The 25,272-nt window shown below is 66.0% G+C and carries 27 protein-coding genes; 15 read left to right on the top strand and 12 right to left on the bottom strand.

Features of this window, described 5'->3' with window-relative positions; translation table 11 throughout:
* Window positions 1-49 precede the first annotated feature (49 nt).
* Window positions 50-502, top strand: coding sequence for a MarR family transcriptional regulator (locus R2733_01450; GenBank protein ID MEZ5375147.1), 453 nt, complete (start codon window positions 50-52; stop codon window positions 500-502).
* 4 nt (window positions 503-506) lie between these two features.
* Here R2733_01450 and R2733_01445 read toward each other — a convergent pair whose 3' ends face one another.
* Entirely contained in the window at window positions 507-1,979 is a 1,473-nt protein-coding gene (locus tag R2733_01445; GenBank protein ID MEZ5375146.1) for a 4-hydroxyphenylacetate 3-hydroxylase N-terminal domain-containing protein, read from the bottom strand.
* Between the two features lie 135 nt (window positions 1,980-2,114).
* Here R2733_01445 and R2733_01440 point away from each other — a divergent pair, with 135 nt between their 5' ends.
* A complete protein-coding gene (locus R2733_01440; protein ID MEZ5375145.1) occupies window positions 2,115-2,906 on the top strand; it encodes a hypothetical protein in 792 nt (263 codons plus the stop codon).
* 587 nt (window positions 2,907-3,493) lie between these two features.
* Window positions 3,494-4,147 (top strand): response regulator transcription factor, encoded by a 654-nt coding sequence (locus R2733_01435; GenBank protein MEZ5375144.1) that lies wholly within the window; start codon window positions 3,494-3,496, stop codon window positions 4,145-4,147.
* On the opposite strand, the gene R2733_01430 is transcribed toward R2733_01435, so the two are convergent.
* Window positions 4,140-5,933, bottom strand: a complete 1,794-nt coding sequence (locus R2733_01430; protein ID MEZ5375143.1) for an MASE1 domain-containing protein — start codon at window positions 5,931-5,933, stop codon at window positions 4,140-4,142. The two genes, R2733_01435 and R2733_01430, sit on opposite strands and share 8 nt — an antisense overlap.
* A 117-nt stretch (window positions 5,934-6,050) precedes the next feature.
* On the opposite strand from R2733_01430, the gene R2733_01425 reads away from it, so the two are divergent.
* The 8 genes from R2733_01425 to R2733_01390 all read left to right on the top strand — a co-directional run bounded on the left by R2733_01425 (window position 6,051) and on the right by R2733_01390 (window position 13,522).
* Entirely contained in the window at window positions 6,051-7,433 is a 1,383-nt protein-coding gene (locus tag R2733_01425) for an aromatic ring-hydroxylating dioxygenase subunit alpha (protein ID MEZ5375142.1), read from the top strand.
* Window positions 7,430-7,918, top strand: coding sequence for an aromatic-ring-hydroxylating dioxygenase subunit beta (locus tag R2733_01420; protein MEZ5375141.1), 489 nt, complete (start codon window positions 7,430-7,432; stop codon window positions 7,916-7,918). The genes R2733_01425 and R2733_01420 overlap by 4 nt, the downstream gene beginning before the upstream one ends.
* Before the next feature lie 13 nt (window positions 7,919-7,931).
* Complete coding sequence (locus R2733_01415) at window positions 7,932-9,008, top strand: hypothetical protein (protein ID MEZ5375140.1); 1,077 nt, start codon at window positions 7,932-7,934, stop codon at window positions 9,006-9,008.
* Window positions 9,005-9,853 (top strand): SDR family oxidoreductase, encoded by an 849-nt coding sequence (locus R2733_01410; GenBank protein ID MEZ5375139.1) that lies wholly within the window; start codon window positions 9,005-9,007, stop codon window positions 9,851-9,853. The genes R2733_01415 and R2733_01410 overlap by 4 nt, the downstream gene beginning before the upstream one ends.
* A complete protein-coding gene (locus tag R2733_01405) occupies window positions 9,850-10,845 on the top strand; it encodes an amidohydrolase family protein (GenBank protein ID MEZ5375138.1) in 996 nt (331 codons plus the stop codon). Before R2733_01410 ends, R2733_01405 begins: the two co-directional genes overlap by 4 nt.
* 15 nt (window positions 10,846-10,860) lie before the next feature.
* On the top strand, window positions 10,861-11,736 hold the full coding sequence (locus R2733_01400; GenBank protein ID MEZ5375137.1) for an alpha/beta hydrolase: 876 nt from the start codon (window positions 10,861-10,863) through the stop codon (window positions 11,734-11,736).
* Entirely contained in the window at window positions 11,733-12,620 is an 888-nt protein-coding gene (locus R2733_01395; GenBank protein ID MEZ5375136.1) for a hypothetical protein, read from the top strand. Before R2733_01400 ends, R2733_01395 begins: the two co-directional genes overlap by 4 nt.
* A 284-nt stretch (window positions 12,621-12,904) precedes the next feature.
* Window positions 12,905-13,522, top strand: a complete 618-nt coding sequence (locus tag R2733_01390) for a TetR/AcrR family transcriptional regulator (GenBank protein ID MEZ5375135.1) — start codon at window positions 12,905-12,907, stop codon at window positions 13,520-13,522.
* Window positions 13,523-13,538: 16 nt separating this feature from the next.
* On the opposite strand, the gene R2733_01385 is transcribed toward R2733_01390, so the two are convergent.
* On the bottom strand, window positions 13,539-14,426 hold the full coding sequence (locus tag R2733_01385; GenBank protein MEZ5375134.1) for an LLM class F420-dependent oxidoreductase: 888 nt from the start codon (window positions 14,424-14,426) through the stop codon (window positions 13,539-13,541).
* A 96-nt stretch (window positions 14,427-14,522) separates the two neighbouring features.
* On the opposite strand from R2733_01385, the gene R2733_01380 reads away from it, so the two are divergent.
* Complete coding sequence (locus R2733_01380; GenBank protein MEZ5375133.1) at window positions 14,523-15,359, top strand: TIGR03560 family F420-dependent LLM class oxidoreductase; 837 nt, start codon at window positions 14,523-14,525, stop codon at window positions 15,357-15,359.
* 6 nt (window positions 15,360-15,365) lie between these two features.
* Here R2733_01380 and R2733_01375 read toward each other — a convergent pair whose 3' ends face one another.
* The gene (locus R2733_01375; protein ID MEZ5375132.1) at window positions 15,366-15,734 is read right to left on the bottom strand and encodes a hypothetical protein; all 369 of its coding nucleotides are present in this window, start codon (window positions 15,732-15,734) and stop codon (window positions 15,366-15,368) included.
* Between the two features lie 135 nt (window positions 15,735-15,869).
* Between R2733_01375 and R2733_01370 the strand changes: the two genes are divergently transcribed.
* On the top strand, window positions 15,870-16,028 hold the full coding sequence (locus R2733_01370; GenBank protein ID MEZ5375131.1) for a hypothetical protein: 159 nt from the start codon (window positions 15,870-15,872) through the stop codon (window positions 16,026-16,028).
* Between the two features lie 98 nt (window positions 16,029-16,126).
* Window positions 16,127-17,389: a cytochrome P450 gene (locus R2733_01365; GenBank protein MEZ5375130.1), complete on the top strand. Its 1,263-nt coding sequence runs from the start codon at window positions 16,127-16,129 to the stop codon at window positions 17,387-17,389.
* On the opposite strand, the gene R2733_01360 is transcribed toward R2733_01365, so the two are convergent.
* Window positions 17,376-18,257 (bottom strand): haloalkane dehalogenase, encoded by an 882-nt coding sequence (locus R2733_01360; protein MEZ5375129.1) that lies wholly within the window; start codon window positions 18,255-18,257, stop codon window positions 17,376-17,378. The two genes, R2733_01365 and R2733_01360, sit on opposite strands and share 14 nt — an antisense overlap.
* Window positions 18,258-18,404: 147 nt before the next feature.
* On the opposite strand from R2733_01360, the gene R2733_01355 reads away from it, so the two are divergent.
* Entirely contained in the window at window positions 18,405-19,316 is a 912-nt protein-coding gene (locus R2733_01355; protein MEZ5375128.1) for a LysR family transcriptional regulator, read from the top strand.
* 16 nt (window positions 19,317-19,332) lie between these two features.
* Here the strand turns inward: R2733_01355 and R2733_01350 are convergent, their stop codons facing one another.
* The 7 genes from R2733_01350 to R2733_01320 all read right to left on the bottom strand — a co-directional run bounded on the left by R2733_01350 (window position 19,333) and on the right by R2733_01320 (window position 25,268).
* Window positions 19,333-19,644, bottom strand: coding sequence for a 2Fe-2S iron-sulfur cluster-binding protein (locus R2733_01350; GenBank protein MEZ5375127.1), 312 nt, complete (start codon window positions 19,642-19,644; stop codon window positions 19,333-19,335).
* Window positions 19,641-20,078: a tautomerase family protein gene (locus R2733_01345; GenBank protein ID MEZ5375126.1), complete on the bottom strand. Its 438-nt coding sequence runs from the start codon at window positions 20,076-20,078 to the stop codon at window positions 19,641-19,643. The genes R2733_01350 and R2733_01345 overlap by 4 nt, the downstream gene beginning before the upstream one ends.
* Before the next feature lie 76 nt (window positions 20,079-20,154).
* Window positions 20,155-21,249 carry a 4-hydroxy-2-oxovalerate aldolase gene (gene dmpG / locus R2733_01340; GenBank protein ID MEZ5375125.1) on the bottom strand — a complete coding sequence of 365 codons (1,095 nt, stop codon included), beginning with the start codon at window positions 21,247-21,249 and terminating at the stop codon, window positions 20,155-20,157.
* Window positions 21,246-22,139 (bottom strand): acetaldehyde dehydrogenase (acetylating), encoded by an 894-nt coding sequence (locus tag R2733_01335; protein MEZ5375124.1) that lies wholly within the window; start codon window positions 22,137-22,139, stop codon window positions 21,246-21,248. Before R2733_01335 ends, dmpG begins: the two co-directional genes overlap by 4 nt.
* A gap of 50 nt (window positions 22,140-22,189) precedes the next feature.
* Complete coding sequence (locus R2733_01330; GenBank protein ID MEZ5375123.1) at window positions 22,190-22,987, bottom strand: fumarylacetoacetate hydrolase family protein; 798 nt, start codon at window positions 22,985-22,987, stop codon at window positions 22,190-22,192.
* On the bottom strand, window positions 22,984-23,814 hold the full coding sequence (locus tag R2733_01325) for a 2-oxopent-4-enoate hydratase (GenBank protein ID MEZ5375122.1): 831 nt from the start codon (window positions 23,812-23,814) through the stop codon (window positions 22,984-22,986). The genes R2733_01330 and R2733_01325 overlap by 4 nt, the downstream gene beginning before the upstream one ends.
* On the bottom strand, window positions 23,811-25,268 hold the full coding sequence (locus tag R2733_01320) for a 2-hydroxymuconic semialdehyde dehydrogenase (GenBank protein MEZ5375121.1): 1,458 nt from the start codon (window positions 25,266-25,268) through the stop codon (window positions 23,811-23,813). The genes R2733_01325 and R2733_01320 overlap by 4 nt, the downstream gene beginning before the upstream one ends.
* Between the last annotated feature and the right edge of the window lie 4 nt (window positions 25,269-25,272).

Raw genomic sequence — 25,272 nt, 5'->3', positions numbered from 1 at the left:
GCAGAGTATCTAACACGTTAGATAGGTTGGCAAGGGCTACCGTGAAGCCGTGCATGCCGATGTCGCAGCGTCAGGACTCCCACCACTTCCGGAGTCGCTCCCCATCTCGTTGGCGCGAGCTCGAGACGGTGTACTGCGATTGTTCGTCCCCGTCCTTCGTCCGCTCGATCTGACCGAGCAGCAGTGGCGAGTGTTGCGAGCACTGGTCGGCTCGCCGTCGTCGATGTCGGTCGGCGAGCTGGCAACATCGACCGCACTGCTCGGTCCGAGCATCGCCCGCATGCTGCCCGTGCTCGACGAGCGTGGTTTGATCAGTCGGACGATCGACCCTGCCGATGCCCGCCGGGTCGAGTGTTCGGCCACCGACCTCGGGCGAAAGACGGTGGCGAGTGTTGCCGACGAACTGCGCCGTCAGTACGAACGGATCGAGGAAACGCTCGGGGCGGATGGGCTGGCCACGCTGACCGAACTGCTCGGTCGGCTCGCCATGCTCGAGCCGTGAGACCTCAGCGCCGACCTCGGGCGTCGCTCAGGAGCTTGTCGATGAGTTCGTCGCCGCGCCGGCGGGCCTCGGCGGAGTAGATGCGGTGCGAGTTCATCCGGTTGGTGCGGGCCGAGGACAGGTAGTTGCGTTCGTACAGTTCGTTGCGGCCGCCGAGCGATGAGCCGGCGAAGTCCCATGCCGTGCGGAAGATGTTCGATCGGTCCTCGGCGGTGATGTCGTCGGCACCGGGCATGAACTCGCCGATGAGGGCGTTGATGCGGGCGTCGGCGATCTGCCCTTGGCTGGAGACCTGCAGCAGATTGTGACTTCCGATGATCTTGATGATGTCGTTGACTCGGGTGAACCATTCGGGCAGCAGCGCTCGGAGTGGATGCATCGCCCGCGCCTCGAGCGAGACCATGCCGCTCTCCCAGGTGGTGTAGCGGGCTTCGCCGGCGATCAGCGCGCTGCGTGTCATCTCGACGTAGCCCAGGATCTCGCCGAGGAATTCGAGGGTGCGTTCCGAGGCGTCGCCGATCGTGTCGGCCATCCGAGACGCCAACCCGTAGGCGAACTCGAGCTTGGTGAGGGCGCGCACGGTGGTCTGCTGCATGATGTTCGGCCACCACGAGCTCATGCCCATCACCGAGTTGTAGACCTCGACGTTGCCGTCGATCCACACGTTGGCCTTCGGCACCTCGACATCATCGAAGATGCAGAACGCATCCTGTTCGTCGAAGCGGCTGGAGAACGGGGCGTCGACCGGGTCGACATCGGGTCGCATCCCCGAATCGCGGCAGAGGAACACGAGACCGGGCGTGTCCATTGGCAGGGTGAACGAGAGCGCGTATTCCGATGGCGAGCCTGGGGGGAGCGGGCCGCCGGGGTAGACGGTCTGTTCGTCGGCGTAGGGGGCGAGCGTGGCCAGCAACCGCGCGCCGCGCACGATGATCGAGTCGGGCGTTTCGCCGACCTTGTGGAGCGGCACCGGGTTGTCGACGAAGTTCTTGTCGGTCGCCTTGTTGACGGTGGGGTGGACGATCGTGTGGGTGAGTGACAGGTCGTCGCGTCGCAGTCGGCGCTGGAAGTCGACCAGGCGCTGATAGCCCGCCTCGTTGGATCCGTCCTCGCCCGCCCAGCGAGTGCGATCCTCGGCGAAACCGGCGAAGGTGACGTTCATGTAGTCGGGGGTGCGCCCCATCACGCCCATGCTGAGTTCGGCGATGGCTCGCAGGCCGTCGCCGCGATGGCGGAGTTCCTCGACCGTGCGCGGTGCTCGATGGCTTACGTTGATCGGTTCACCGGACTCCGGGTCGTCGACGAGCAGGAGGTCGGGGCGCTCCATCTGGAGGTCGTAGTAGGCAGCGATTGCCTTGGCCCCGCCGGCGAACATCGGATGCTCGACGACGTCGTCCACCCGTTCGCCGCCGAGCCAGATCTCCCGGCTCGTTGCCCGCAGTCCCTTGAGGTAGGCCTCGCCGTCACGTGCTGCCATGGTGTTCCCCCGAATCGGTCAATGGTCCCGGGCGAAGCATGTCACCTCCAGAGGCGATACGCCAAGCACTTGCTTGGTCAGGCGAAACGTTGCACGCTGATGCGGTTCCATCGCCAGCAGACAGAAAGGTGCGGCATGACCGACACGGGAGTGGGGGACGTTTCGCGGCCATCGGTGAGCGAGGCCATCGAGCGTACGTTCAAACCGCTGCAGCAGTTCACCCGAGGGTGGATGATGGCCCCGGCGACCGCCGACTACGGCGTGGCGGTCGGCATGCGGAGCGGCAACGACTTCTGGATCGTGGGTCGAGCCGGCGTCATGGGTGACTGCACTGCGGAGACGGCGACAGCGGTCCTCGGCTTCAAGGAACCGAGCTCGGTCGCTGCGGCATGGGCGGCGATACCGGAACACCTGAGCCCGTCGATGGTCGCCGCCGAGTACGCAGGCCGGGTACTCGCCTGGGGCGACGCCGAGCTCGCCCGCTTCGACCCGGAGCGGATGGAACGGTTGCACCTGCTCGGGCGACGGATCATCGATGCCGCTCCGGCGAGCCTCGGCGCGATCTTCGAGGGATGGCGCCGGATGCCTCAGGGCGAGACCTACGGACAGCGGGTGGCGATGACCACGCAGACGCTGCGGGAGATGCGCGGTGCCGCCCATCTCGTGGCCATTCTCTCCGTCGGACTCACCCCGCTCGACGCGATTCTTGCCTCCACCAACGCCCCGCCTCGTACCGGGCCGGGGTACGCCGAGCAGATGGGGTTCGTGGGCCCGTTCCGTGATCCGGCTGAGGTGCGAGAGCAGCGGCTCGAGGCCGAGGTGATCACTGCGCGCATGCTCGAACCGTTCTACGGCGTCCTGTCCGACACCGAACTTGCCGACTTCGCCGAACTGGTCGAGACCACACGGAACGCCATCGACATGTAGCCGGGTCTCAGTCGCAGCGAGGGCAACTCGTCCGATCGCCGAGGCGGAGCACGAGGGTGCCGTCGGGCCGGAAGGCGCTGTGCACGAACGGTCGATGTTCGACCACTGCGCTGCGGTGCCATCGAGCAGCGCCACGAGTGCGGTGGTCGGGACGCCGATGCCCTCGACGAGGTCGGCGTCGAGTCGACGGGCCTCGGCGGCCAGTGCGAGCCAACGGCGGTCGACCACGAGGCACACGCGCCGCTGCTCGAATTCGACCTCGACGAGTGTCAGCGATCGAGTTGCCTCGATGGTCTGACCGGCGCTGAGGAGTCGCATCCGCAGTTCGGCGACCAGTGAACGGTCGCGGACTCGGTCGAGATGACGGGCGCAGTGCACGGTCGGCGTGCAGCTGGGCGACGGTCGTACCATTGGAGTCTGTCGCCGTCGTGGTCGGAGGTTGGGTGCCGAGGACGGCGGCGATCGCCTCGGCACCCGAGATGCTCATGATGACGTCAGGCGCCAACGCAGGGCATCCCCAAATTTGGTGAAATCGTTTGCACGAGGGGCATGCCCGGGCCTGGATACTGTCGTAGGCTCGACGCCGTATGGAACCGGCCGCTCCCGTCCGCATCGTGGTGATCGACGATCACGCAGTGCTCTTGGAGTCGCTTGCCAGCAGTCTCGGCGGTCGCGACGGGATCGAGGTCGTCGCCACGATGCACTCGCTGGCGGAGTTCCTCGAGTGCTCGGGCGACGCCGCCCCCTTCGATGTGGTGGTGGCCGACTGCGACCTCGGCGACGGGCTCGGCACCGACATCGTCCCGCAGGCCGCCGCCGCAGGTGCGGTGGTGCTCGTCCTCAGCGGATGGAGCCAGGCGCTGGTGGCCGCAACCGCTGCCCAAACCGGGTGCGCCGGCTTCGTGCACAAGGGCTCACCGTTGGCGGAGCTCGAGCGAGCGATTCGCACCGTGTTCGACGGCGGGACGGTCTTTGCGGCCGATGCGATCGCCGCGCTCACATCGGTCACCGACCAAGCTCGACCCGAACTCACCGAGCGCGAGTTCGACATCCTCCGGCTGCTCGCGGGTGGTCGTGCGGCGAAGGAGATCAGCGAGACACTGTTCACGTCGATTCATACGACGCGTTCGCACATACGGTCGATCCTGACCAAGCTCGAGGCGACCTCGCAGCTCGAGACAGTGGTCAAGGCGGTGCAACTTGGCCTGATCGAGATTCCCGAACGTCGGACCCTCAGCTGATCGGGACGAGCGCCGTGACGACGACGCCACCACTCGGGCCGGCTTCGATCTCCAGCGAACCGCCGAGGGCAGTGGCCCGCTGACGCATGAGTTCCACGCCGAGATGGCGGCGGTCTGATCCATCGACCGGCTGCAACCCGCGCCCGTCGTTCTCGATTCGCAAGATCGCTTCACGGTCACTGGTGGCAAGGTCGATCGTGACTCGACTCGCGTCCGCGTGGAGCGCGACGTTCGTCAACGCCTCTCTGCCGATGAGGTACAGCGTCGACGCCGTTTGGCCGGTGACGTGAGGCGAGGACTGGTCGTGTGAGGCCAGCGCAACATCGGGCGACGAGAGGAACTGGTGTCCGAATTGGACGAGCGTATCGACCAGGCCGCCGGCCTCGACATCGGGCGGAACGAGTTGGTCGGACACGGATCGTAGTTGTCCGATGGCCTCTGCGATCATCGATTCGGCGTCGTCCAGGTCGTTCGAGTCACGCCGTGAACGTTCCTCGCCGATCCGCAGCAGCGCAGCGGTCAGGAGTTGGACCGGTGCGTTGTGCAGTCGCTTGCCGAGTCGAGCCTGCTCGTCGGCGATCGCCGCCGTGAGCTGCTCACGTCGAGCGCAAAGCTGTCGCCGTCGCTCCTCCTCCTCGCTGATGTCGCGGAAGAGGTGCAAGGTTCGCCCGTCGACCATGGCGGCGGTCCGCTGTTCGAGCGTACGACCGTCAAGTGTGAGGTGGATCGTGGGTTCGACGGAACCGGCGTCGATTGTGTCGAGCGGATGGTTCGACCGAGGTGTGGCGCTGAGGAGGTTCACCGACGCATCGCTCATGGCCTGTGGGATCCAGGCATTCAGCAGCTGGCCGCTGCGATTCTTGATCAGCGTGGCGTCGGGCATGGCCGCCACCATCGCGCCGAGGTGCTGCTGGTCGTCCCAGGCCCGCACCGCCAGCGCGCCGCCGACGAGCGAGCACAGCCCGACCGCCAGGTTGAAACCCTGCACGTGGAGCACCGGGTGGTCGCCGGTGAGGAACGGGCCGTGGCCGTCGCCGGTGAGGATGGTGCCGGCGACGACCGTGAAGAGTGCACACGGTGCCGCAACTCGAGGGCCGAAGCGGATCGCCAGCCACAGGATCCCTGGCGCAATCACGTACACGGCCGAGTTCGACATGTTGAACGTGATCGCCACGGCAATCACGAGCAAGGCGACGCTGAGCACGCTCTCGCGAACGACCGATGCCTCTCGGGGAATGACGAGTGGCACGCGCGGTGCGAGGACCAGAGGAAGCACGACCAGCAGGCCGACCAGATCGCCCAGGGCCCACGAGACCCACGAGTCGAATCGATCACCGACGACGGGGGAGAGGGTTTCGGCGACCGCGATCGTGGCACCGACCGCCGATGTCACGACGGCCACACCGAGCACCTCGATCGAACGCCGGGTCCGTCGGATGGCGACATCGTGGCCGAGTACTCGGCGGAGCAGCGCGACAGCGAGCACGGTCTGCACGAAAACTGCCAATCCCGGTGTGACCAGCGAACGGGCGGTTTCGTCGAACAGCCACAAGCCCGATGCCACGTTGCCGACCACTGCGCCGCCGGCGACGACCGCCCAGCGCAGATCCTTCGTGGGTGCAACGACGGCCGTGGCAACACAGGCCGCGGTCGCCAGCCACAGTGGGATCGGACGCAGGTCGCCGCTCCAGCCGATGGCGGCCGCCGAGAGACCGACGTAGAGCGCAGCCGACAGCACCGCTGCAGCCACCAACTCTGCCGCCGCGCGTTGGTCGATCTTCCTCACGCGACGGAGCGTAGTCTCGGCGCCCAGCTTGTCGAGTGACGACGGCCGTGTTTGAGTACCTGTCACGTAGCACGTCGCCCAGGGGACCGGCCTCGGCTACGGAGGAAGGATCACGAGATGGGTGGAGTCATCGAGAGCGAGTACGTCATCGACGACCGCGACACGCCGAGATTCCGGGTGCGGCGATTGACCATGGTCGACCCGGACATCCTCGAACGAGAACGCCGGCTGATCTTCGATCGGTCGTGGCTGTTCGTAGGGCACGAGAGCGAGCTGTCCGAGCCCCACGAGTTCCGCACCCGCAAGGTGGGCGGGAGGCCGATCATCTTCACCCGGCACACCGACGGCAGCGTCAACGTGTTCCTCAACACCTGTCCGCACCGCGGCATGCAGATCGAGACCAGGCCGGAAGGAAAGGGGCGCTTCCTCAAGTGCTTCTACCACGGGTGGAGTTTCAACACCGAGGGCACCCTCGTGGCCCTGCCCGACGAGGACTCCTATGGCGAGACGTTCGACCGTCACAACCTGTGCCTCGCCCGACCGCCGAAGGTCGACTCTTACCGGGGCTTCGTTTTCCTGTCGTGGACCGACGAGATCGAGTCGCTCGATGCCTATCTCGGCGGCGCCACCGACATCCTCGACCTGTTCGCCGATCAGTCCGATGAGGGGATGCGGATCATCGGCGGCACCCACCTCTATGCCGCCAAAGCGAACTGGAAGCTACTCAGCGAGAACAGCTACGACGGCTATCACGCGCTGACCACACACCATCGCTACCTCGCCATGCTCAAGGAGTCGGGCAAGGACCTGTCGAAGGTGTTCGGCGCAGCCGGCGGGGGACCCTCGCTCGGCTGGGACCTCGGCAACGGGCACGCCGTCATCGGCGGGACGGATGGAACCGGCGGGCAGAACACCGGGCTCGGTCGAGACCTGGCAACCAAGGAGGCGCTCGACGCTCAGGTCGCTCGTCGGAACCACTTCGCCGACAAGTACGGCGAGGCGTGGGCCAACCGGATGTTCTCGGGCCGCAATCTCGTGCTGTTCCCGAACCTGGCGATCATCGATCTCATCATGGGCATCACGCTCCGCACCTACTACCCGGTGAGCCCCGACTACATGGAGATCACGGCGTGGAGCCTGCAACCCTCAGACGACGTGCCGGCGCTGCAGAACATGCGCCAGGAGAACTTCCTGACCTTCTGGGGACCCGCCGGTCTGGCGACCCCCGACGACATCGAGGCTCTGGAACGCTGTCAAAAAGGCTTCGCCGCCCACGAACACGCTCCCTGGAACGACATCTCCCGGGGGATGATCCGGAACAGTCCCACCGGGTTCGACGAGTTGCAGATGCGGGCGTTCTGGCGGGAGTGGGACAAGCGGATGACCGGCACCGAGCATCCACCCGAGGTGCCGATCATGGAACGGGCCGGTCGCGTCGACCTGCCGTATCACACCCGCATCCTGGGCAACCGGACCGATGGGGTCGAGGTATCGTCGTGATCTCCACCCACCTGCGAAGCGAGGTCGAGGAGTTCCTTTACCTCGACGCCGAGCTGCTCGACACGTGGCAGTTGCGGGACTGGTTCGCCAACTTCACGCCCGCCGCTCACTACCGCATCCCCACCACCGACCGGCCGGGTGGAGACGCCCGCACCGATCTGTTCTTCGTCAACGACGACTGGTTCCTGCTGTCGCAGCGGGTCGACGCCTTGATGGATGGAACGGCGTGGACCGAATCGCCCCAGTCGACCACGCACCGGATGATCTCGAACGTTCGGGCCGTCGAGAACGACGACGGCTCGATCGCCGTGAAGGCCAACGTGCTCGCCCATCGAGCCAGGGCCGACCGGCTCGACGCGTACCCCGCCCAACTGTCGCTGATCCTCCAGCGCGGCGGCGCCAATGGGTTCGAGATCTCCGATCGGCTCGCCGTGCTCGCCATGGAACAACTCCGCCCGCACGGGCGCCTCAGCATCCTCCTCTGAAAGGCACACGCACGTGGCAGCGATCCAACTCCTTGGCATGACCCACTACCCGCCGTTCGGATGGAACGACGCCAGCATGTCCGGTCTGATGCAGATGATCCTTTCCGATCCCGACATCCCTGCCGACGCCAAGGACCCGGCCAACTGGCCCGACGAGATGCAGGCCGAGTGGTCCGACGACAAGGGGCTCGCTGCTGCACCGCTGCATCGAGCGAAACTGATCGACGGTCTCGACCGGGTCCGTGCCGATCTCGAAGCGTTCGACCCTGACGTCATCCTCGTCTGGGGTGACGATCAGTACGAGAACTTCAAAGAAGACATCGTGCCGCCATTCTCGGTGCTGGCCTACGGCGACCGAACGGTGCATCCGTATGCGACCAAGGTTGGTCAGCGGTTCCCCACCTACTGGGAGGGCGACGAAACCGACTACGCCGTCGAGGTCAAGGGGCGACCCGATATCGCCAGAGAACTCATCGCCTCACTGATCACCGACGAGTTCGACGTCGCCTACGCCTATGAGCCGCTGCACGACGACCAGCTCCCGCACGCCTTCCTGAACACGATTCTCTTCCTCGACCACGATCGGCGCGGGTTCCCGTGGCCGATCATCGCCATGCCGATCAACTGCTACGGCAACAAGGTCATCGCCGCCGAGGGCGGGTGGAAGCCGTTCGGTGTCGAGCTCGTGCTCGACCCGCCGGCGCCATCGCCGAAACGGTTGATGCACATGGGCGCTGCCGTCGCCCGCTTCTTCCAGGCCAGTCCGTACCGGGTGTCGATCATCGCCTCGTCGTCGTGGTCGCACGCGTTTCTCACCGACCACACCTGGCGGCTGCGTCCAGATACTCCGGCCGACCGAGCGCTGTACGACGCGATGGTGGAAGGCGACTTCACCACCTGGGAGCAGACCACCACCGACGCGGTCGTGCATGCCGGCCAGCAGGAGGTGTTGAACTGGTTTGCCCTGCTCGGTGCTGCTCGAGAGCTGGACGCCACGTTGTCGTACAGCACCTTCGTCGAGACCCAGATCTTCAATTCCAACAAGGTCTTCGCCAGTTGGAACGTCGTCGACGGGACGGACGCCGAGTGAGCGCCGACCCCGGCGCCCTCCATGGCAAGGTCGCCATCGTCACCGGTACGAGTCCCAACATCGGCGGCGTCCTGGCCTCGGGTCTCGCTGCTGCCGGAGCAACGGTGGTGTGCAACGACATCGTCGCCGCCACCGCCGAGGCGCGAGCCGCCACCATCACGGCGGCGGCTGGCAAGGCGCTCGCCGCACCATTCGACGTCACCGACCCCGGGGCGGTGTCGGACGCCGTCGACGATGTGATCGACCGCTTCGGCCGGATCGACATCCTCGTCAACAACGCGGTTGCATTCGACCAAGCCGGCGTGCTCGACATGCCGATCGAGCGGTTCCGCCGCCAGGTCGACATCGTGCTGGGCGGATCGTTCCTCATGACCCAAGCCGTCACCCGATCGATGGTCGAGCGAGGTGTTCGGGGTTCGGTCATCAACATCTTGTCGACCGCGGCATGGCAGGGGCAGGCCGGCAACGTCGGCTACTGCACAGCGAAGTCAGGCATGATCAACTTCACCCGATCGGTCGCCATGGAGCTCGCGCCGCACGGCATACGGGTCAACAGTCTCACCCCGACCGCCACCATGCCCGATGATCCGGAACTCGCTCGCCGGTTCGATCGAGCCATCTCGGCTGCAGCCGATGCTGGGCTGGTCGACTTCGCCGGACTGAATCCGTGGGAGCGTCTGCCGACGCCGTCAGACTACGTGGGGCCGCTCGTCTTCCTCGCCTCGGACGCCGCCGCCATGATGACAGGCACCGATGTTCGGGTCGATGGGGGAGCGCTGGCGAAGTACTGGCCGCAGCTTCCTGCACGCGTCCCCGGCGGGTCGGCGGAAGGTGAGCGACGATGACGGGTCCCGTGGTCGTCGACTTCCATGCTCACCACTTCCCGGAAGGCCTTCCCGATCTTGCCGCAACGACGGGTGATCAGCGCTGGCCCAGCCTCGTCGTCGACGACTCGCCTCGGCTGATGCAGGGCGCCACGGTGTTCCGCCAGGTTCGCCCTCCTTGCTTCGACGTCACGAGTCGGGTGGCAGAGCTCGATGCCTCCGGCGTGGAACGACAGGTCATCTCGCCCGTCCCGGTCACCCTCGTCGACTGGGCGCCGCCGAAGGAAGCAGCTGCCTTCCTCGCAGCGCAGAACGACGGCCTGATCGATGCCAGCCGTCGGTCAGACGGTCGGCTGCTGGCACTCGGTGCTGTACCACTCCAGGACCCCGACCTCGCCATCGCCGAGATGGCCCGCATCATGTCGGCGGGCATGGTCGGCATCGAGATCACGGCGATGGTCGACGGCTGCGAACTCGACGACCCGAGGTTCGAGCCGTTCTGGGCTGCGGCGGCTCAGGAGCAGGTGCCGGTGTTCATCCATCCGGCGCACCAGCGCATCGCCACGCGGCGAAGCGGCATGCCGTATGAGTTCGGGATCGGGATGCTCACCGACACGGCGCTTGCTGCAGCGGCACTGGTGTATGGCGGGGTGCTCGATCGCCACGCCGATCTCCGCATCGCTCTGTCGCACGGTTGCGGCACCTTCGGATGGACCCACCCCCGACTGCGGCTCATGGCGGCGCGCAATGCGTCGGCTGCGGCTCACCTCGACGACCTCGTTCGCAGCCTGTGGGTCGACACCCTCGTGTTCGACACTGCGCTGCTACCGATCCTGGTCGACCGGTTCGGTGCCGACCACATCATGTTCGGGACCGACCATCCGTTCTTCCCTGGTGCCCTCGACGAGCAGCAAGCGATGCTCCGTGATACGAAGTCGGTCGCGTCCGGACTTCACGACGGTTGCCTCGGCGCCAATGCCCTCGACTTCCTCGGCCTGCGGCCCGAGGCCTGACACCAGAAGGAACCCATGCCCATCGCAACCGTCAATGGCATCGACATCTGCTACGAGACCTCGGGCGATCCCGACGCCGAACCGGTGCTTCTGGTCATGGGCTTCACCGCCCAGTTGATCACGTGGCCCGACGAGTTCGTGCAAGCGCTCGTCGACCGAGGCTTCTACGTCATCCGCCACGACAACCGCGACAGCGGGTTGTCGCACAAGACCCCGGCCGAACCGCCCGATGCCGCCGCCATCCTCGCCCGAACGATGGAAGGCGAGGACGTGACCCCCGATGTTCCCTACACGCTGTCGGCCATGTCCGATGACGCCGTCGGCTTGATCGAACACCTCGGCTACGAGTCGGCGCACGTCGTCGGGGTGTCGATGGGCGGCATGATCGTGCAGGTGATGGCCATCGAGCATCCCGAGCGCCTCCGTTCGGTGACCTCGATCATGTCGACCACCGGCGACCGCTCCGTCGGCAAGCCCACCCGCGAGGCGTTGACGGCGCTCCTCGCTCCGCCGGCCGACGGCCGAGAGGCGGTGATCGCCCAAACCGTCGAACGCAACCGGATCCTCGCCGGCCCGCTGTGGGATCGCGAGGAGTCCGAGATCCGGTGCGCCGCCACCTACGACCGCAGTTTCTATCCGGCTGGTGCGGCCTTCCAGCAGGCGGCGATCTATGCGACCGGCGATCGAACCGAGGGACTTCGTTCGGTCGAGGTGCCGTTTCTCGTGGTGCACGGACGAGAGGACTCGATCATCTCCTGGACCGGTGGGATCGCGACGGCTGAGGCGGTGGCGGGCGCCGACCTGTTGGTCCTCGCCGAGATGGGCCACGAGCTGTCGTCGAAGGTCATCCCACAGGTGGCCGACGCCATCCACGCCATCGCCCATCGGTGACCACCTCCTCACTCCGGCTTGGCTTGGTCGGGTCCGGCATCGCACGGTCCATGGCGCCGGCCTTCCACATCCGAGCGGGTCAGCTGTCCGGGATCGACATCACCTATGAACTGCTCGAGCACGACGCTGGCGAGGTCGACCAGATTCCGGCGCTGATCGAGCACTACCGCTCACAAGGGTTCGACGGGCTGAATGTGACCTTTTCCTTCAAGGAACGAGTCGCCGCCATCACTCGGGTCGATGATCCGAGTGTTCGAGTGATCGGCGCGGTGAACACGGTGCTCCTCGGTGGCGACCAACCCCAGCCGGTGGCTCACAACACCGACTTCAGCGGCTTCCAGCGGCGTTGGCACCACCGCTGGCCGTACCGGTCACCGGGAGTCGTGGCGCTCGTCGGCACGGGTGGTGTGGGACGAGCGCTTGCATTCGCGCTCGGTGAGCTCGGCGCCATCGAGCTCCGCCTCTTCGACCTCGACTCCGACAAGTCGCGACTGCTCGCAGCAGCGCTCGAGTCTCGGTTCGACCACCTGACAGTCGTCATGGCATCGACCGCCGAGGCAGCAGCGGACGGCGCCGACGGTGTCGTGAACGGGACACCGATCGGCATGTACTTCGCTCCCGGCGCACCCGTCGACCTCGACGTCATCGGCAGCCAGGCCTGGTTGTTCGATGCGGTGTATTCGCCGATCGGGACCCCTCTCCTCGTCCGCGCACGGGAGCGGGGCGTCGACGTGCTCAGCGGGTTCGAACTGTTCCTCGGGCAGGGCCTCGACGCGTACGCCCACTTCACCGGCGGCGAACTCGACCCATCGATCGCAACCCAGCTCGAGGCCGAGCTGTGGCAAGCGGTCGATACGGCCCCGGGCACGAAGCCGCAACGCTGACCCACTCTCGCAGGAGCCCCAACTGTTGACGCTGAAGCCCAAACCGGCGAACTGTCCGTACTGAAGCTCAGAAGCGGGCTCCAGTGTTGACAGTTCGCCGAGATGGGCTCGAGTGGGGACAGTTCAGAGCGATGAGTGGCCCGTGGGTGGTCGGCGGTGGGCCGGAAAGTGCTCGTGAGGGGTGGTGTGCCTAGACTCCTGCGAACTGCGACCGCAGCGGGTGATCCGCGGCGGCCCCGAGTGAAGGATTCCGCCTGAGCGTGAACGATGCAGCTTCTCGATCCATGACGTCTCGACGTTCCGAGCTGTTGTCGATCGCGATGCGCCTGTTCGCCGAGCAGGGCGTTGCCAACACCTCCGTGCGCCAGATAGCGGAAGAGGCGGGCATCCTCTCTGGCAGCCTCTACCACCACTTTGACTCGAAGGAGCAGATGGTGGCCGAGGCGGTCGGCACCGGGATGGCTCACCGGATGGCGATGTCGCGATCGGTGATCGACGAGTCGGCCAACTCGGCCGTCGCCCTCTACGAACTCATCACTCGCTTTGTTCATTGGGTTGGACAGGAACCCGATGCGGCGAAGATCCTGAGCGTCGACAAGGCCTACATCCGCGATACACCGGCATTGGCCGACACCGAGGCCGCTCGTCAGCGTGGTCGCCTCACGTGGATCGATCTGGTGGAGCGAGGGGTCGACGAAGGCGTCTTTCGCCAAGGGATCGATGCCGACATCGTCGTGCGTTCGATCTTCGACGGGATGTACGGATCGGTGCGATGGATGTACGGCGACGATGCCGCCCCCGACACCGTGGCCCATCAGCTCGCCGCCTTCTATGTTCGTGGCCTGCTCGCCGATGGCTACGAGTTCGACGGGGATCGACTCGAGCTGGTCGGGCCATCCTGAACGGAGTTCGCCAGCGTCACGAGCCGAAGGCCGGATGCACCGTCTCGTGCCAGCGCAGCATGAGGTCCACGCGGTCACGGGGCGTCTGATCGGCGACGTACCCCGGAGCCACCTTCAGGTGGGTGGCACCGAGCTCGCGGTAGGCGCCGGCCAACTCGAGCCACTGATCGGAGGAATCACCCGGGGATGCGGTGACGACGCATTCCATATCGATGTCCTCGAACCGCCGCCCTGCCGTCTCTGCCGATCGGCGCACGCTCTCGATCGCGGGCGCGAGGACATCGGGCGGATACTGCGGCATCCAACCATCGGCCAGCCGTCCGATTCGTTCGAGCACTCGCTCGGAGACACTGTTGACATAGGCACCGAGCCAGATCGGGATGGACTCGCGCAATGGCCGGGGGTTGATGCCGACACGATCGAGGGTGTGCCATCGTCCCTCGAAGGTGACCAACTCGTCTCGCCACAGAAGTCGGAGGACCTCGATCTGTTCTTCCAGTCGGCGACCACGAGTGCCGAATTCCTCGTTGAGCGCTTCGTATTCGATCCAGTTCCGACCGATGCCAAGGCCCAGGCGAACACGTCCGTTCGAGAGCAGATCGAGCTCGGCGACCTGTTTGGCGAGCAGCACGGTCTGGCGTTGCGGGGCGATGATGATGGAGGTCGCGAGTTCGATCCTCGAGGTGACCGCAGCGAGCATCGACAACAGCACGATCGGTTCGTGGACCGCGGTGGTGTAGGTGTTCATCTTCACGCCGTCGGAGCGGTCCGGATGGGCACCGACGACATGGTCGTTGGTCGAGATGCTGTCGAACCCGGCCGCTTCGAGTGCCCGCGCGGCCTCGCTGATCGTGGCGAAGTCCCGCCCCATCGACACCCCACCGAACATCGCCCCGAGCTGCATGGGCGGAGCGTAGCGTCCAGGTCGAACCAGAGCGCGAGCCACACGACTGTGTCAGTCTTGCCCACGCACGAGGTAGGTCGAATACCGGAGGATGTCATGGTCGAGTACGCAGTGAAGACCCCACCACAGCATGGGGCGTGGCAGGACTTCCTCGACGTCTGGCGGGCGACCGACGAGTGCGATGCCTTCGCCCAGGCGTGGAACTTCGATCACTTCTATCCGCTCGTCGGCGACACCCACGGCACCTGCCTCGAAGGTTGGACCATGCTCGCGGCGCTGGCGCAGGCAACCTCCCGTATCCGGATCGGGACCATGGTGAACGGGATGCACTACCGCCACCCGGCGGTCACGGCGAACATGGCGGCAACCGTCGACATCATCTCGAATGGGCGCTTCGACCTCGGGCTCGGCGCCGGGTGGAACATCGAGGAATCGAGCGCCTATGGCATCGAGCTCGGCTCGATCAAGGAACGACTCGACCGCTTCGAAGAGGGTGTCGAGGTCATCACCAGCCTGCTCTCCCAGCGAGTCACCAATTTCGACGGTGCGTACTTCCAACTGGCCGATGCCTACTGCGAGCCGAAGCCGGTGCAAGTCGGTGGGGTCCCGCTGTTGATCGGCGGGAGCGGGCGAAAGCGCACCCTGAAGATCGTTGCTCGACACGCCCAGAAGTGGGATGCCTCGTTCGGATCAGTCGACGAGTGGCACGACAAGAACGACTCGCTGATCGGCCACTGCGAGGCGCTCGGCCGCGACCACCGAGAGATCAAGCGATCCGCCCACCTTGCGTGGAACGCCGACGACGATCCCGGCCAGTTGGCGGAGCGAGCCCGCGAGCTGGCCGAGGCCGGTGTCGATCAGGTCATCTTCTCGATGCGTGGCCCGTATCGAGCCAGCGACGTCGATCGTCTCGGGGCCGTGCTCGGTGCCTGAGGCGCATCAGTCAGCAGCCACGGTGTACTCGAACCGCGCGTCGGCCTCCGGCGAGACCGGGCGACAGCTGAAGGTCGCGGTCACCTGCAGGGTGTGACGCCCCGGTAGGTGCTCATTGGTGAACAGCTCCAAGCTGACCTGCCGCTCCTCGTGCGGTGTCAGTTCGCCTTCAATGCGGAGCTGGCCGGGTTCACACCGAAGGATCACCGCTCCGCCGTTGTCGACTCGATCATGGTGGGTGAGGACGATGTCACCGAGCACGACGCTGTCGTCGCGGTTGGCCACCAGATACGTCGCCCGGACCCGATCATTCGGATCGAGTCGGTGTTCGTTGGGGTCGAGTTCGAAGGAATGGAAGCTCAGCGCCGGTGCCATGGCCAACTCCTCTGAGTGTCTGCGAACTCGATCGTGACCGGCCCACAACACAGCCGACAGAGTCCGATGTCCCTCCTGCCGCCTTGGTGATCGCACCGAGGATTGCGGAGCGCCGATACGGGGTAGAGCCACCGCATGCTGACCTTCGTGATCGTTCTCGTCCTGCTCGCCGCCCTCGGAATCCTGGGGGCCGTGGTGAAGGGTTTGCTCTGGCTGACCTTCATCGCCAGCCTGGTCTTCGTCGTTGCCCTCGCCTACGGCTGGTCGAAGTTCCGGACGGTCGCGACGAGTTGACGCTGCGTTGACGCCGATGCGGCGCTTCGGAGTTTGACGTCTTCCGCTGGTGCTGGGGATCATGTGGCCGCCACACCACGCAGACGCGGAGGACGCTCATGACCACCACCGATCTCTCACTCGAGGAAGCCGGCCACGCGTTTCTCGACAGTTGGTCCTACACCGACCCGGAACGGTGGCACCGAGCAGCGGCGAAGATCCGCGCGGAAGATCCGGTGCACTGGGTCGAGCATCCGAACGTCCACCCGTTCTGGATCGTGTCCAAGCACGCCGACGTCATGGAAGTCGAGCGTCATCACGAGCAGTTCCTCAACGAGCCGCGTGGCATCCTCGGTTCGAAGAAGGCCGACGATCAGCGAGCGGCGTCGGGCGATCATCGCATCAAGTCGCTGGTCGTCATGGACGGACCCGAGCACAAGGCCCACCGAGACCTCGCGGCGAGTTGGTTCCGTCCCGGCAACCTCCGTCGCATGCAGGGCCGGCTCGATGATCTGACGGCGCAGGCGATCCAGAAGATGGAAGACGCCGGTGGCGAGATGGACTTCGCCACCGACCTTGCCGTCCAGTATCCGCTGCAGGTGATCCTCGCCATGATGGGTCTGCCCGAGAGCGACTACCCACGGATGCTCAAGCTCACCCAGGAGTTGTTCGGGGCCGAGGATCCCGAGCTGGCTCGTGATGCCGACGACTCGCTCGCCGGCCTCGACGAGACCATCGCCGACTTCTTCAACTACTTCAACGGGATCACCGCCGACCGTCAGGCCAACCCCACCGAGGATTTCTGTTCCGTGGTCGCCAACGCCGAGATCGACGGCGAGCCGATCGGCGTGATGGCGCAGCTCGGGCTCTACATCATCGCTGCCACCGCAGGACACGACACCACATCCCATGCCATGGCCGGTGGTTTGCAAGCCCTGGCCGAACATCCCGACCAGCTGGCCCGGCTCCAGGCCAACCCCGACCTGATGCCGACAGCCGTCGACGAGATCGTGCGGTGGACCTCACCGGTGAAGCACTTCATGCGCACCGCAACGGTCGACTACGAACTCGGTGGCAAGACCATCAAGGCTGGTGACGACGTGTTCCTGTCGTACTGGTCGGCCAACCGCGACGAAGACCTCTTCGAGGATCCCTTCACCTTCGACGTGGGTCGCCGGCCCAACAACCAGCTGGGTTTCGGCTTCGGTGTGCATTTCTGTCTCGGTGCGATCCTGGCGAAGATGGAACTCACCTCGCTGTTCACCGAGCTGGTGCCGCGCTTGTCCTCACTCGAACTGGGTGAGGGAGCCACGCTCAGCCGGTCAGCGTTCGTCAGCGGCTACAAGCACCTGCCGATTCGCTACCAACTCACGAACGGCTGAGACCGGGCAGCCACGCCGCGATCGCTTGGCCGATCTCGTCGGGGCTGTCCTCCTGGATGAAGTGGATGCCGGCCACGGTGACCTCGGTCTGGTTCGGCCAGCTTCGGCAGAATTCCCGCTGGGCGCCAATGAGGATCGTGCCCGGATCGGCGTTGACGAACAGCTTGGGAAGGTCGGAGGTCGACAGCCAGTCGGCGTAGGCCTGCACGATCTCAACGACCTCGGCCGGCTCGCCGTCGATCGGGATCTGCCGCGGCCAGGTCAGCGTGGGGCGCCGGTCTTCGCCCGGATGTGCGAACGGTCGCCGGTACTCGGCCATCTCGTCGTCGCCGAGCTTGCGGATGATCGAGGCCGGCAGGATCGCCTCGACGAAGAGATTCTTGGTCAGCACCATCTCTTCACCGGCCTCGGATCGCATCCCCTGGAAGATGCCGCGCGCCGCCTCGGGCCACTCGTCCCACGTCACCGGCCGCACGATGGCTTCCATGTAGGCGATCCCGGCCACACGATCCCGATGACGGTTGGCCCAGTCGAACCCGAGGGCTGAGCCCCAGTCGTGGATCACGAAGGTGATGCGATCACCGAGATCGAGCTGGTCGAGGAGCCCGTCGAGATACCGACGATGCTCGACGAACGAGTAGGAGCCCGGCCCCGAGTCGTCGAGCTTGTCGGAGTCGCCCTGACCGATGAGGTCGGGAACGATGCAACGGGCCATGCCCGACACGTGGGGCACGATGTCGCGCCACAGGTAGGACGAGGTGGGGTTGCCGTGGAGGAAGACCACCGGATCGCCCTGGCCGACCTCGTGGTAGGCCATCTGCTTGCCGTCGACGGTGCGGAATTGCTTGCTGAGTGGTGCGGTGCTCATGGAGCGAGTCTGGTTCGTCGTGGCATCGGACGCCACCGGATCCGGCACGAGCTGGGTGAGCGACCACTCTGCGACCGCACTGGCGCCTGGAGTACCATCTCGCCGCCACGTCATACCCGATCGGTATGGCTCGTTTCGAGCATCGTCATGGAACTCCGACACCTTCGCTACTTCATCTCCGTCGCCGAGGAACGCAACATCGGTCGCGCCGCTGAGCGCCTCCACATGACCCAGCCGCCGCTCACTCGCCAGATCAGCCAGCTCGAACGTGAACTCGACACCCAGCTGTTCAACCGGACGGCAAAGGGGGTCGAGCTCACCAACGCCGGTCGGGTGTTCCTCGAAGACGCGCGACGTGTGGTCGAGATGGCCGACCAGGCCGGTGACCGGGCCCAACGAGCCGGTCGCGGCTTGGCCGGGCGGATCGACATCGCCGTGTTCGGCACCGGCGTGTTCGGCGTGATCCCCGTCCTGCTGCGCTCGGTTCGCGACAAGAACCCCGACGTGAAGATCTGGCTTCACGACATGAACAAGCAGGACCAGCTCGAGGCACTGGCCGATCGTCGGATCAGCCTGGCGTTCAATCGGTTCATCCCTCCGACCGAAGGTGTCGCCTCGGAGCCGCTGGTGACCGAGCGGTTGCACGTCGCCCTGCCCGAGGATCACCCGCTCGCCGAGCGAGCCGAGATCCGGCCGAGCGATCTCGAGGGTCAACCAATGGTGCTGTTCCCGACCGGCATCCGACCGAGCTTCATCGATGTGGTCGAGGAGATCTGTCGCAACGCCGGCTTCTCACCGACGGTCGCCGCCGAGGTCGGCAGCGTCGTGCATGGCATGGCGCTGGTCGCCACCGGTGCCGGCGTCTGCTTCGTCACCGGCTCTGCCACCAACCTCCACCTACCCGGCGTGGTCTACCGGCCGCTCGTCGAGGCGTCCCGATCCGAGATCGAGCTGTGCTGCATCTACCGCAGCGACGATCCATCACCGTTGCTCGCCCGTCTCGTCGACTCACTGCGAGAAGCGGCGACCGAGCATTTCCCAGAATCGGCGTTGGGGTGACGCGACTGCCGGCGGCTCACGGGAGCCGAGGCGCCGGACGCAGCAGCAACGGTTCGAGCGGGAACACCCGGCAGGCGAGTGCATAACCATCGGCTGCCTCCTCGGCGGTGACGTGGCGCTTGCTCATCTTCTTCGTGTCGTAGTGACCTTCGAGAATCTGGACGCGACACGCGCCGCAACCACCGCCTCGGCAGCCGACCGCAACCGGCTGTCCGGTGACCCGCGCCAGCGCATCGAGGACCGGTGCGCCGAAGCCGGCCGGGAAGGCGACCGTGTGGCCGTCGTCGATCACCACCGTGCAGGTGAGCGTGGCCGGCGCGTCGGTCACCGGCTGGCGACCTCTCGTGCTGCGATCTCGTCGCGTCGGAGGATCGCTGCCGGGATCCCTCCGATGCCCCATCGTTCGGCGGCGACGGGTTGCGCCTCGACCCGGACTCGTCCGGCGTCGGCGCCGAGCACCCTGGCGATCACCTCGGTGAGTCGGGTGATCGCGGTCTCCACCTGACTCAGCGGCCGGTTCTCCATCATGACGAGCCGAGCCAGCGGGATCTCCAGCTGGGACCGATCGCCTCGAGCCAGCACCTCGTCGGCTGGTTCGCCGCCGATCGCATACAGCTCGGGGTCGATCTCGGTGATCCACACCTGCACCCGCTCGATCGGCGACTCGAGCACCTCGGCGTAGACCCGAGACACCTCTCGCAGGAGTTGCTTGAGGACCGGTCGGGGATGCCCGGCGAGCACGTTGATGTTGGCGACAGGCACGGCGAGTCTCCTTCGACTACGGGTGGCTGGTGGTGGATGACGAGCGCCGGTAGCGCAAGCGAGCAGCTCGCCGGCGTCAGGCCGAGGCTGCAGCGAGGGTGGAGGCGGCGTCGGCGAACAGCCCCTGTTCCTTCGCGATGGTGAGTGCGACGTCTTCGATCATGTCTTCCTGACCGGCGATCATCTTGAGTCGGCCCATCTCGACGAGCAGGGAACGGGCATCGAGGCCGTAGCGCTCGGCGGCTCGCCGGGCGAACAGCAGGAAGGTCGAATAGCAGCCGGCGTAGCCGATCGTCAGGGACTCCCGATCGACCCGGACCGGGCGTTCCATCATCGGCACCACGATGTCGTCGGCGACGTCCATGATCTTGAACAGATCGATGCCCGTGACGATGCCCATCCGCTCGGCGACGGCGACGAACACCTCGAGCGGTGTGTTGCCGGCACCAGCGCCCATGCCGGCAACCGAGGCATCGATGCGTGACGCACCAGCAGCGACGGCGGCCACCGAGTTGGCGACGCCCATGGCGAGATTGTGGTGACCGTGGAAACCGATCTCGGTCTCCGGCGCAAGCTCGCTGCGGAGGATCGCGATGCGGTCGGTCACGTCGTCAGGCAGGAGGTAGCCGGCCGAGTCGGTGATGTAGATGGTCTGCGCCCCGGCGGCTTCCATGATCTTCGCCTCGGCCAGCAAGCCGTCGGGTGAGTTGAGGTGCGCCATCATCAAGAAACCGGTGGTGTCCATCCCGAGTTCACGGGCGAACGCGATGTGCTGCGGGGAGACGTCGGCCTCGGTGCAGTGCGTGGCGACGTGCACGCTGCGGGCGCCGGCGTCGTAGGCCGCTTGCAGCTCGTTCATGGTGCCCAACCCCGGGACCAGCAGTACCGACACGTTGGCGTTCACCAGCGCATCGGCGACGGCGCCGATGTATTCCTCGTTCGTGTGGAGCCCGAAGCCGTAGTTGCGGGACGACCCGCCCAGGCCGTCGCCGTGGGTGACCTGCATCAGGCGGACCCCGGCGTCGTCCATGGCCTTCGCCAGCGTGACCATCTCGTCGAGGGTGATCTGGTGACGTTTGGCGTGCATGCCGTCGCGCAGGCACATGTCGTGCACGAGCACCTCGCGCCCATCGAGGGGGCTCAGCGGTGCGGTCGTTGTCGAGTCGCTCATGATGTTGCTCCCATCAGCATGGATTCGGCCACCATGTCGCCGGTGCGAGCGGCGGCGGCGGTCATGATGTCGAGATTGCCGGCGAAGGGCGGCAGGAAGTCACCGAGGCCGGCGACCTCGAGGAAGATCGAGACGAAGTTGCCGTCGTAGACCGGGCCGTTCACGAGTCGGTAGCCGGGCACGTACTTCTGCACCTCGGTGATCATCGCCAGCACCGAGGCATCGATCTCGTCGCGTTTGGGTTCGCCCTCGACCTGGCAATGGACCGTGTCACGCATGATGACCGGCGGTTCGGCCGGGTTCACGATGGCGACGGCCTTGCCCTTCTTGGCCCCGCCGATCAGCTCGATGGCCCGGGATGAGGTATAGACGAACTCGTCGAGGTTCTTCCGGGTGCCGGGCCCGACGGAGCGGCTCGCCAGGCTGGCGATGATCTCGGCGTAGTCGACGGGCTGGATCCGCGAGATGGCGTGGACCATCGGGATGGTCGCCTGCCCGGCGCACGAGATCATGTTCATGTTCTGCGCTTCGAGGGCGAGCTGCTCCTCGAGGTTGACCGGCGGACAGCAGAGCGGGCCGATCGCGGCCGGTGTGAGGTCGATGACCCGCACACCGTGAGCAGCGAGAAGCTCGTTGTGATGCGGGTGCACGTAGGCGCTGGTGGCATCGAAGGCGATCCGGATCTGGTCGTCCTCGATGTGGGGGAGGAGCGCCTCGATGCCATCAGCCGTGGTCTTGAGGCCAAGCTCCTGGGCCCGGGCGAGACCTTCGGACTCGGGGTCGATCCCCACCATCCACACCGGTTCGAGGTGTTCGGTTCGACGCAACTTGTAGATCAAATCGGTACCGATGTTCCCGGATCCGATGAGTGCGCACGCGATCTTGCTCACGACACTGCTCCTTGTGCTTGCTTTCGATTGGTTGTGTGGTGACGACGAGGTCAGGCGAAGCTGACGTCGACCACTCCGAGTTGTTGGAACCGGGCCGACACGTGATCACCCGGTTGCACGGCGAAGGCCTCGGTGATGCCGCCGCTGAGCACGACCATGCCGGCGGTCAACCGAGCGCCGAGCGAACCGACGACGGTGGCGACCATGGCCACGGCGGCCGCCGGGTCGCCCATCACGGCAGCGCTCGAACCGGTGGTCATCGTCTCGCCGTTCTTGACCATGGCGAGCCCGAGGTTCGTGCGGTCGATCACGTCGATCCGCTGGGCGTTGGTGCCGACGACGAAGCGAGACGACGAGCTGTTGTCGGCGATCACGCTCTGGAGGTCGAACTTGAAGGCCTCGTAGCGCGAGTCGATGATCTCGATCGCCGGCAGGAGGTAGGCGGTGGCCGCAACGACGTCGTCGATCGTGCATCCTGACGTCGGGAGATCGGACTTCAGCACAAAGGCCACCTCGCCCTCGACCCTCGGGTGCACGAGCTGGGTCGTGTCGACTGCGGTCGCCTCGGGCACGGCCATCTGCTCGGTGAGGAAGCCGACGGTGGGCTTGTCCACCCCCATCTGGATCATCTTCGCCTTCGAAGTGAGACCGGCCTTCCACCCGACCAGCCGATGACCGTCGGCCAGGTAGGTCGCTCGCACGGCGTTCTGCACGAGGTAGCCGTCGTCGACGGTCATGGCCGGATGCTCATTGGTCAGCTTGGCGATCGGCGTCGCCGTGGTCTGGGCCCCGTAGACCACCGCGCCGAGGGCGGCGACGTCCGAATCGGCCAGCGTGGTGGACGTCATTGTCTCGCTCCAGTGGCGGTGCTGTCGATGAACCGAACCGTGCAGGAACCGAGGCCTGACACCGTGGTCTTGAGCTCGGTACCGGCAACCGCCGGGATGAGGATGGACTGCGAGCCCGAGAGGATCACCTCGCCCTTGCGGAACGGGAGCCCGAGGGCGCCAAGCGTGTTGGCGAGCCAGGCGACCGCGTTGGCCGGCCCGGACTGCACTGCCGCGGCGGCGCCGGTGGTGACGATCTCGCCGTCAACTTCGACGATCATGCCGGCGAGCGCCATGTCGACGTCGAGCGGGTGCGCCTTGGCACCGCTGATCACGAACTGTCCGGCCGAGGCGTTGTCAGCGACGGTGTCGATGATGCCGATGTCCCAGTTCGCAATGCGGGAGTCGACGATCTCGACACACGGCGCCACGTACTCGGTGGCGTTGAGCACATCGATGGCGGTGATACCCGGACCAACGAGGTCGGCCGACAGCACGAACGCCAACTCGGCCTCGGCACGAGGAGCGATCAGCTCGGCAAGGTCGATGACGCCGGTGGACGAGCGGTCCATGCCCGAGGTCAGTTGCCCGAAGTCGGGCTGGTCGACGCCGAGTGAGTCCTGCATCGCCTTCGAGGTCACGCCGATCTTCTTGCCGACGATCTGTTCGCCGGCGTCGAGGCGACGCTGGACGAAGCCGAGCTGCACCCGGTAGGCGTCGGGAAGTTCGAGCGCACTGCGTGTCCGCAGCGGCTCCAGCGTCGAACGGTTCGACCATGCCTCGAACAGCTCGGCCGACAGCGTGTCGATCTCGGCGTCGCTGACGGTAGGAGTGGTGGTCGAGGTCATAGTTGGACGCACACGTTCTTCAGCTCCGTGTAGAACTCGAGCGAGTGGACGCCGCCCTCACGGCCGATGCCGGACTGCTTGGATCCGCCGAAGGCGGTGCGTAGGTCACGGAGGAACCAGCTGTTGACCCAGGCAATGCCGACGTCGATCTCGGCGGCCACCCGGTGGGCCCGAGACAGATTGGTGGTCCAGATCGTGGTGGCGAGCCCGTACGGCGTGTCGTTGACGGCGTCGATGACGAGTCGCTCGTCGTCGAACGGGGTCAGGTGGCAGCACGGTCCGAAGATCTCTTCGCTGAGTATCGCCGAGTCGGCGGGCGCATCGGTCCAGATCGTCGGTTCGATCCACGAGCCACCGGCGAGGTCGTCAGGCATCTCGGGTACGCCGCCGCCGGTCACGATGGTGGCGCCGTCGGCGGCAGCCTTCGCGTAGTACCCGAGGACCTTCTGCTGGTGTTCCGCGCTGATCAGCGGGCCGTAGGTGGTGCCGTGGTCGCTGGGTCGCCCATAGGTGACACTGCGGGCACGTTCGGCGAGCGCATCACGGAACCGCTCGAAGAGCGGCCGTTCGACGAAGACTCGCTCCGTGCCCAGGCACACCTGGCCGGTGTTGAGGAACGCCGACCGGAAGACCCCATCGACGGCGGCATCGAAGTCGGCATCGGCGAACACGACGGCCGAATTCTTGCCGCCGAGTTCGAACGACACGTCACGCACACCCTCGGCTGCGGCCTTCATGATGTCCGTACCGGTCGTGGTCTCACCGGTGAAGGTGATCGCATCGACCTCGGGATGGGTGGTGAGGAACTCCCCGGCCGAACCCGGGCCGAAGCCGTTGACGACGTTGTAGACCCCGGGTGGGATGCCGACGTCGGCCATGACCTCGGCCAGCAGCGCCGCGGTGCGCGGCGTCTCTTCCGATGGCTTGACCACGACGGCGTTCCCGGCAGCAAGCGCCGGCGCCACCTTCCAGGTCATCAGCAGGAACGGAGCGTTCCACGGGCAGATCACGCCGATGACACCCTTGGGGCGGCGCAGCGCGTAATTGAGGGCCCGGCCGCCGTGATGCTCGAGTTCGAAGGTCTCGGTCGGGACGCTGCGCACCATTTCGGCGAACTGCTCGAAGTTGGCGGCGCCGCGAGGCACGAACGCCTTCTCCATGACGTGGCGAGGTTGCCCGGTGTCGGCCATCTCGGCTTCGACGAAGTCATCGAATCGACGACGGATCTCGTTGGCGACGGCCATGAGGAGATCGGAGCGTTCGGTCACGCTGAGGTCGCGCCACGGACCGCGCAGGGCAGCCCGTGCTGCCTGCACGGCCTCGTCGACTTCGACCGAACCTGCTTCGTGCACCTGGGCGGTGACCGAGCCATCGACCGGTGAGGTGAGCGGGAAGGTCGTCCCGTCCCCGCTCGTCACCGGTTTGTTGGCGATGTAGTTCGGGATGATGTCCATGGCT

Source organism: Acidimicrobiales bacterium (assembly GCA_041394265.1).
Lineage (GTDB): Bacteria > Actinomycetota > Acidimicrobiia > Acidimicrobiales > SZUA-35 > JBBQUN01.
Note: the sequence above shows the minus strand (reverse complement) of the source record. Positions and strands in the feature narration are given on the sequence as shown.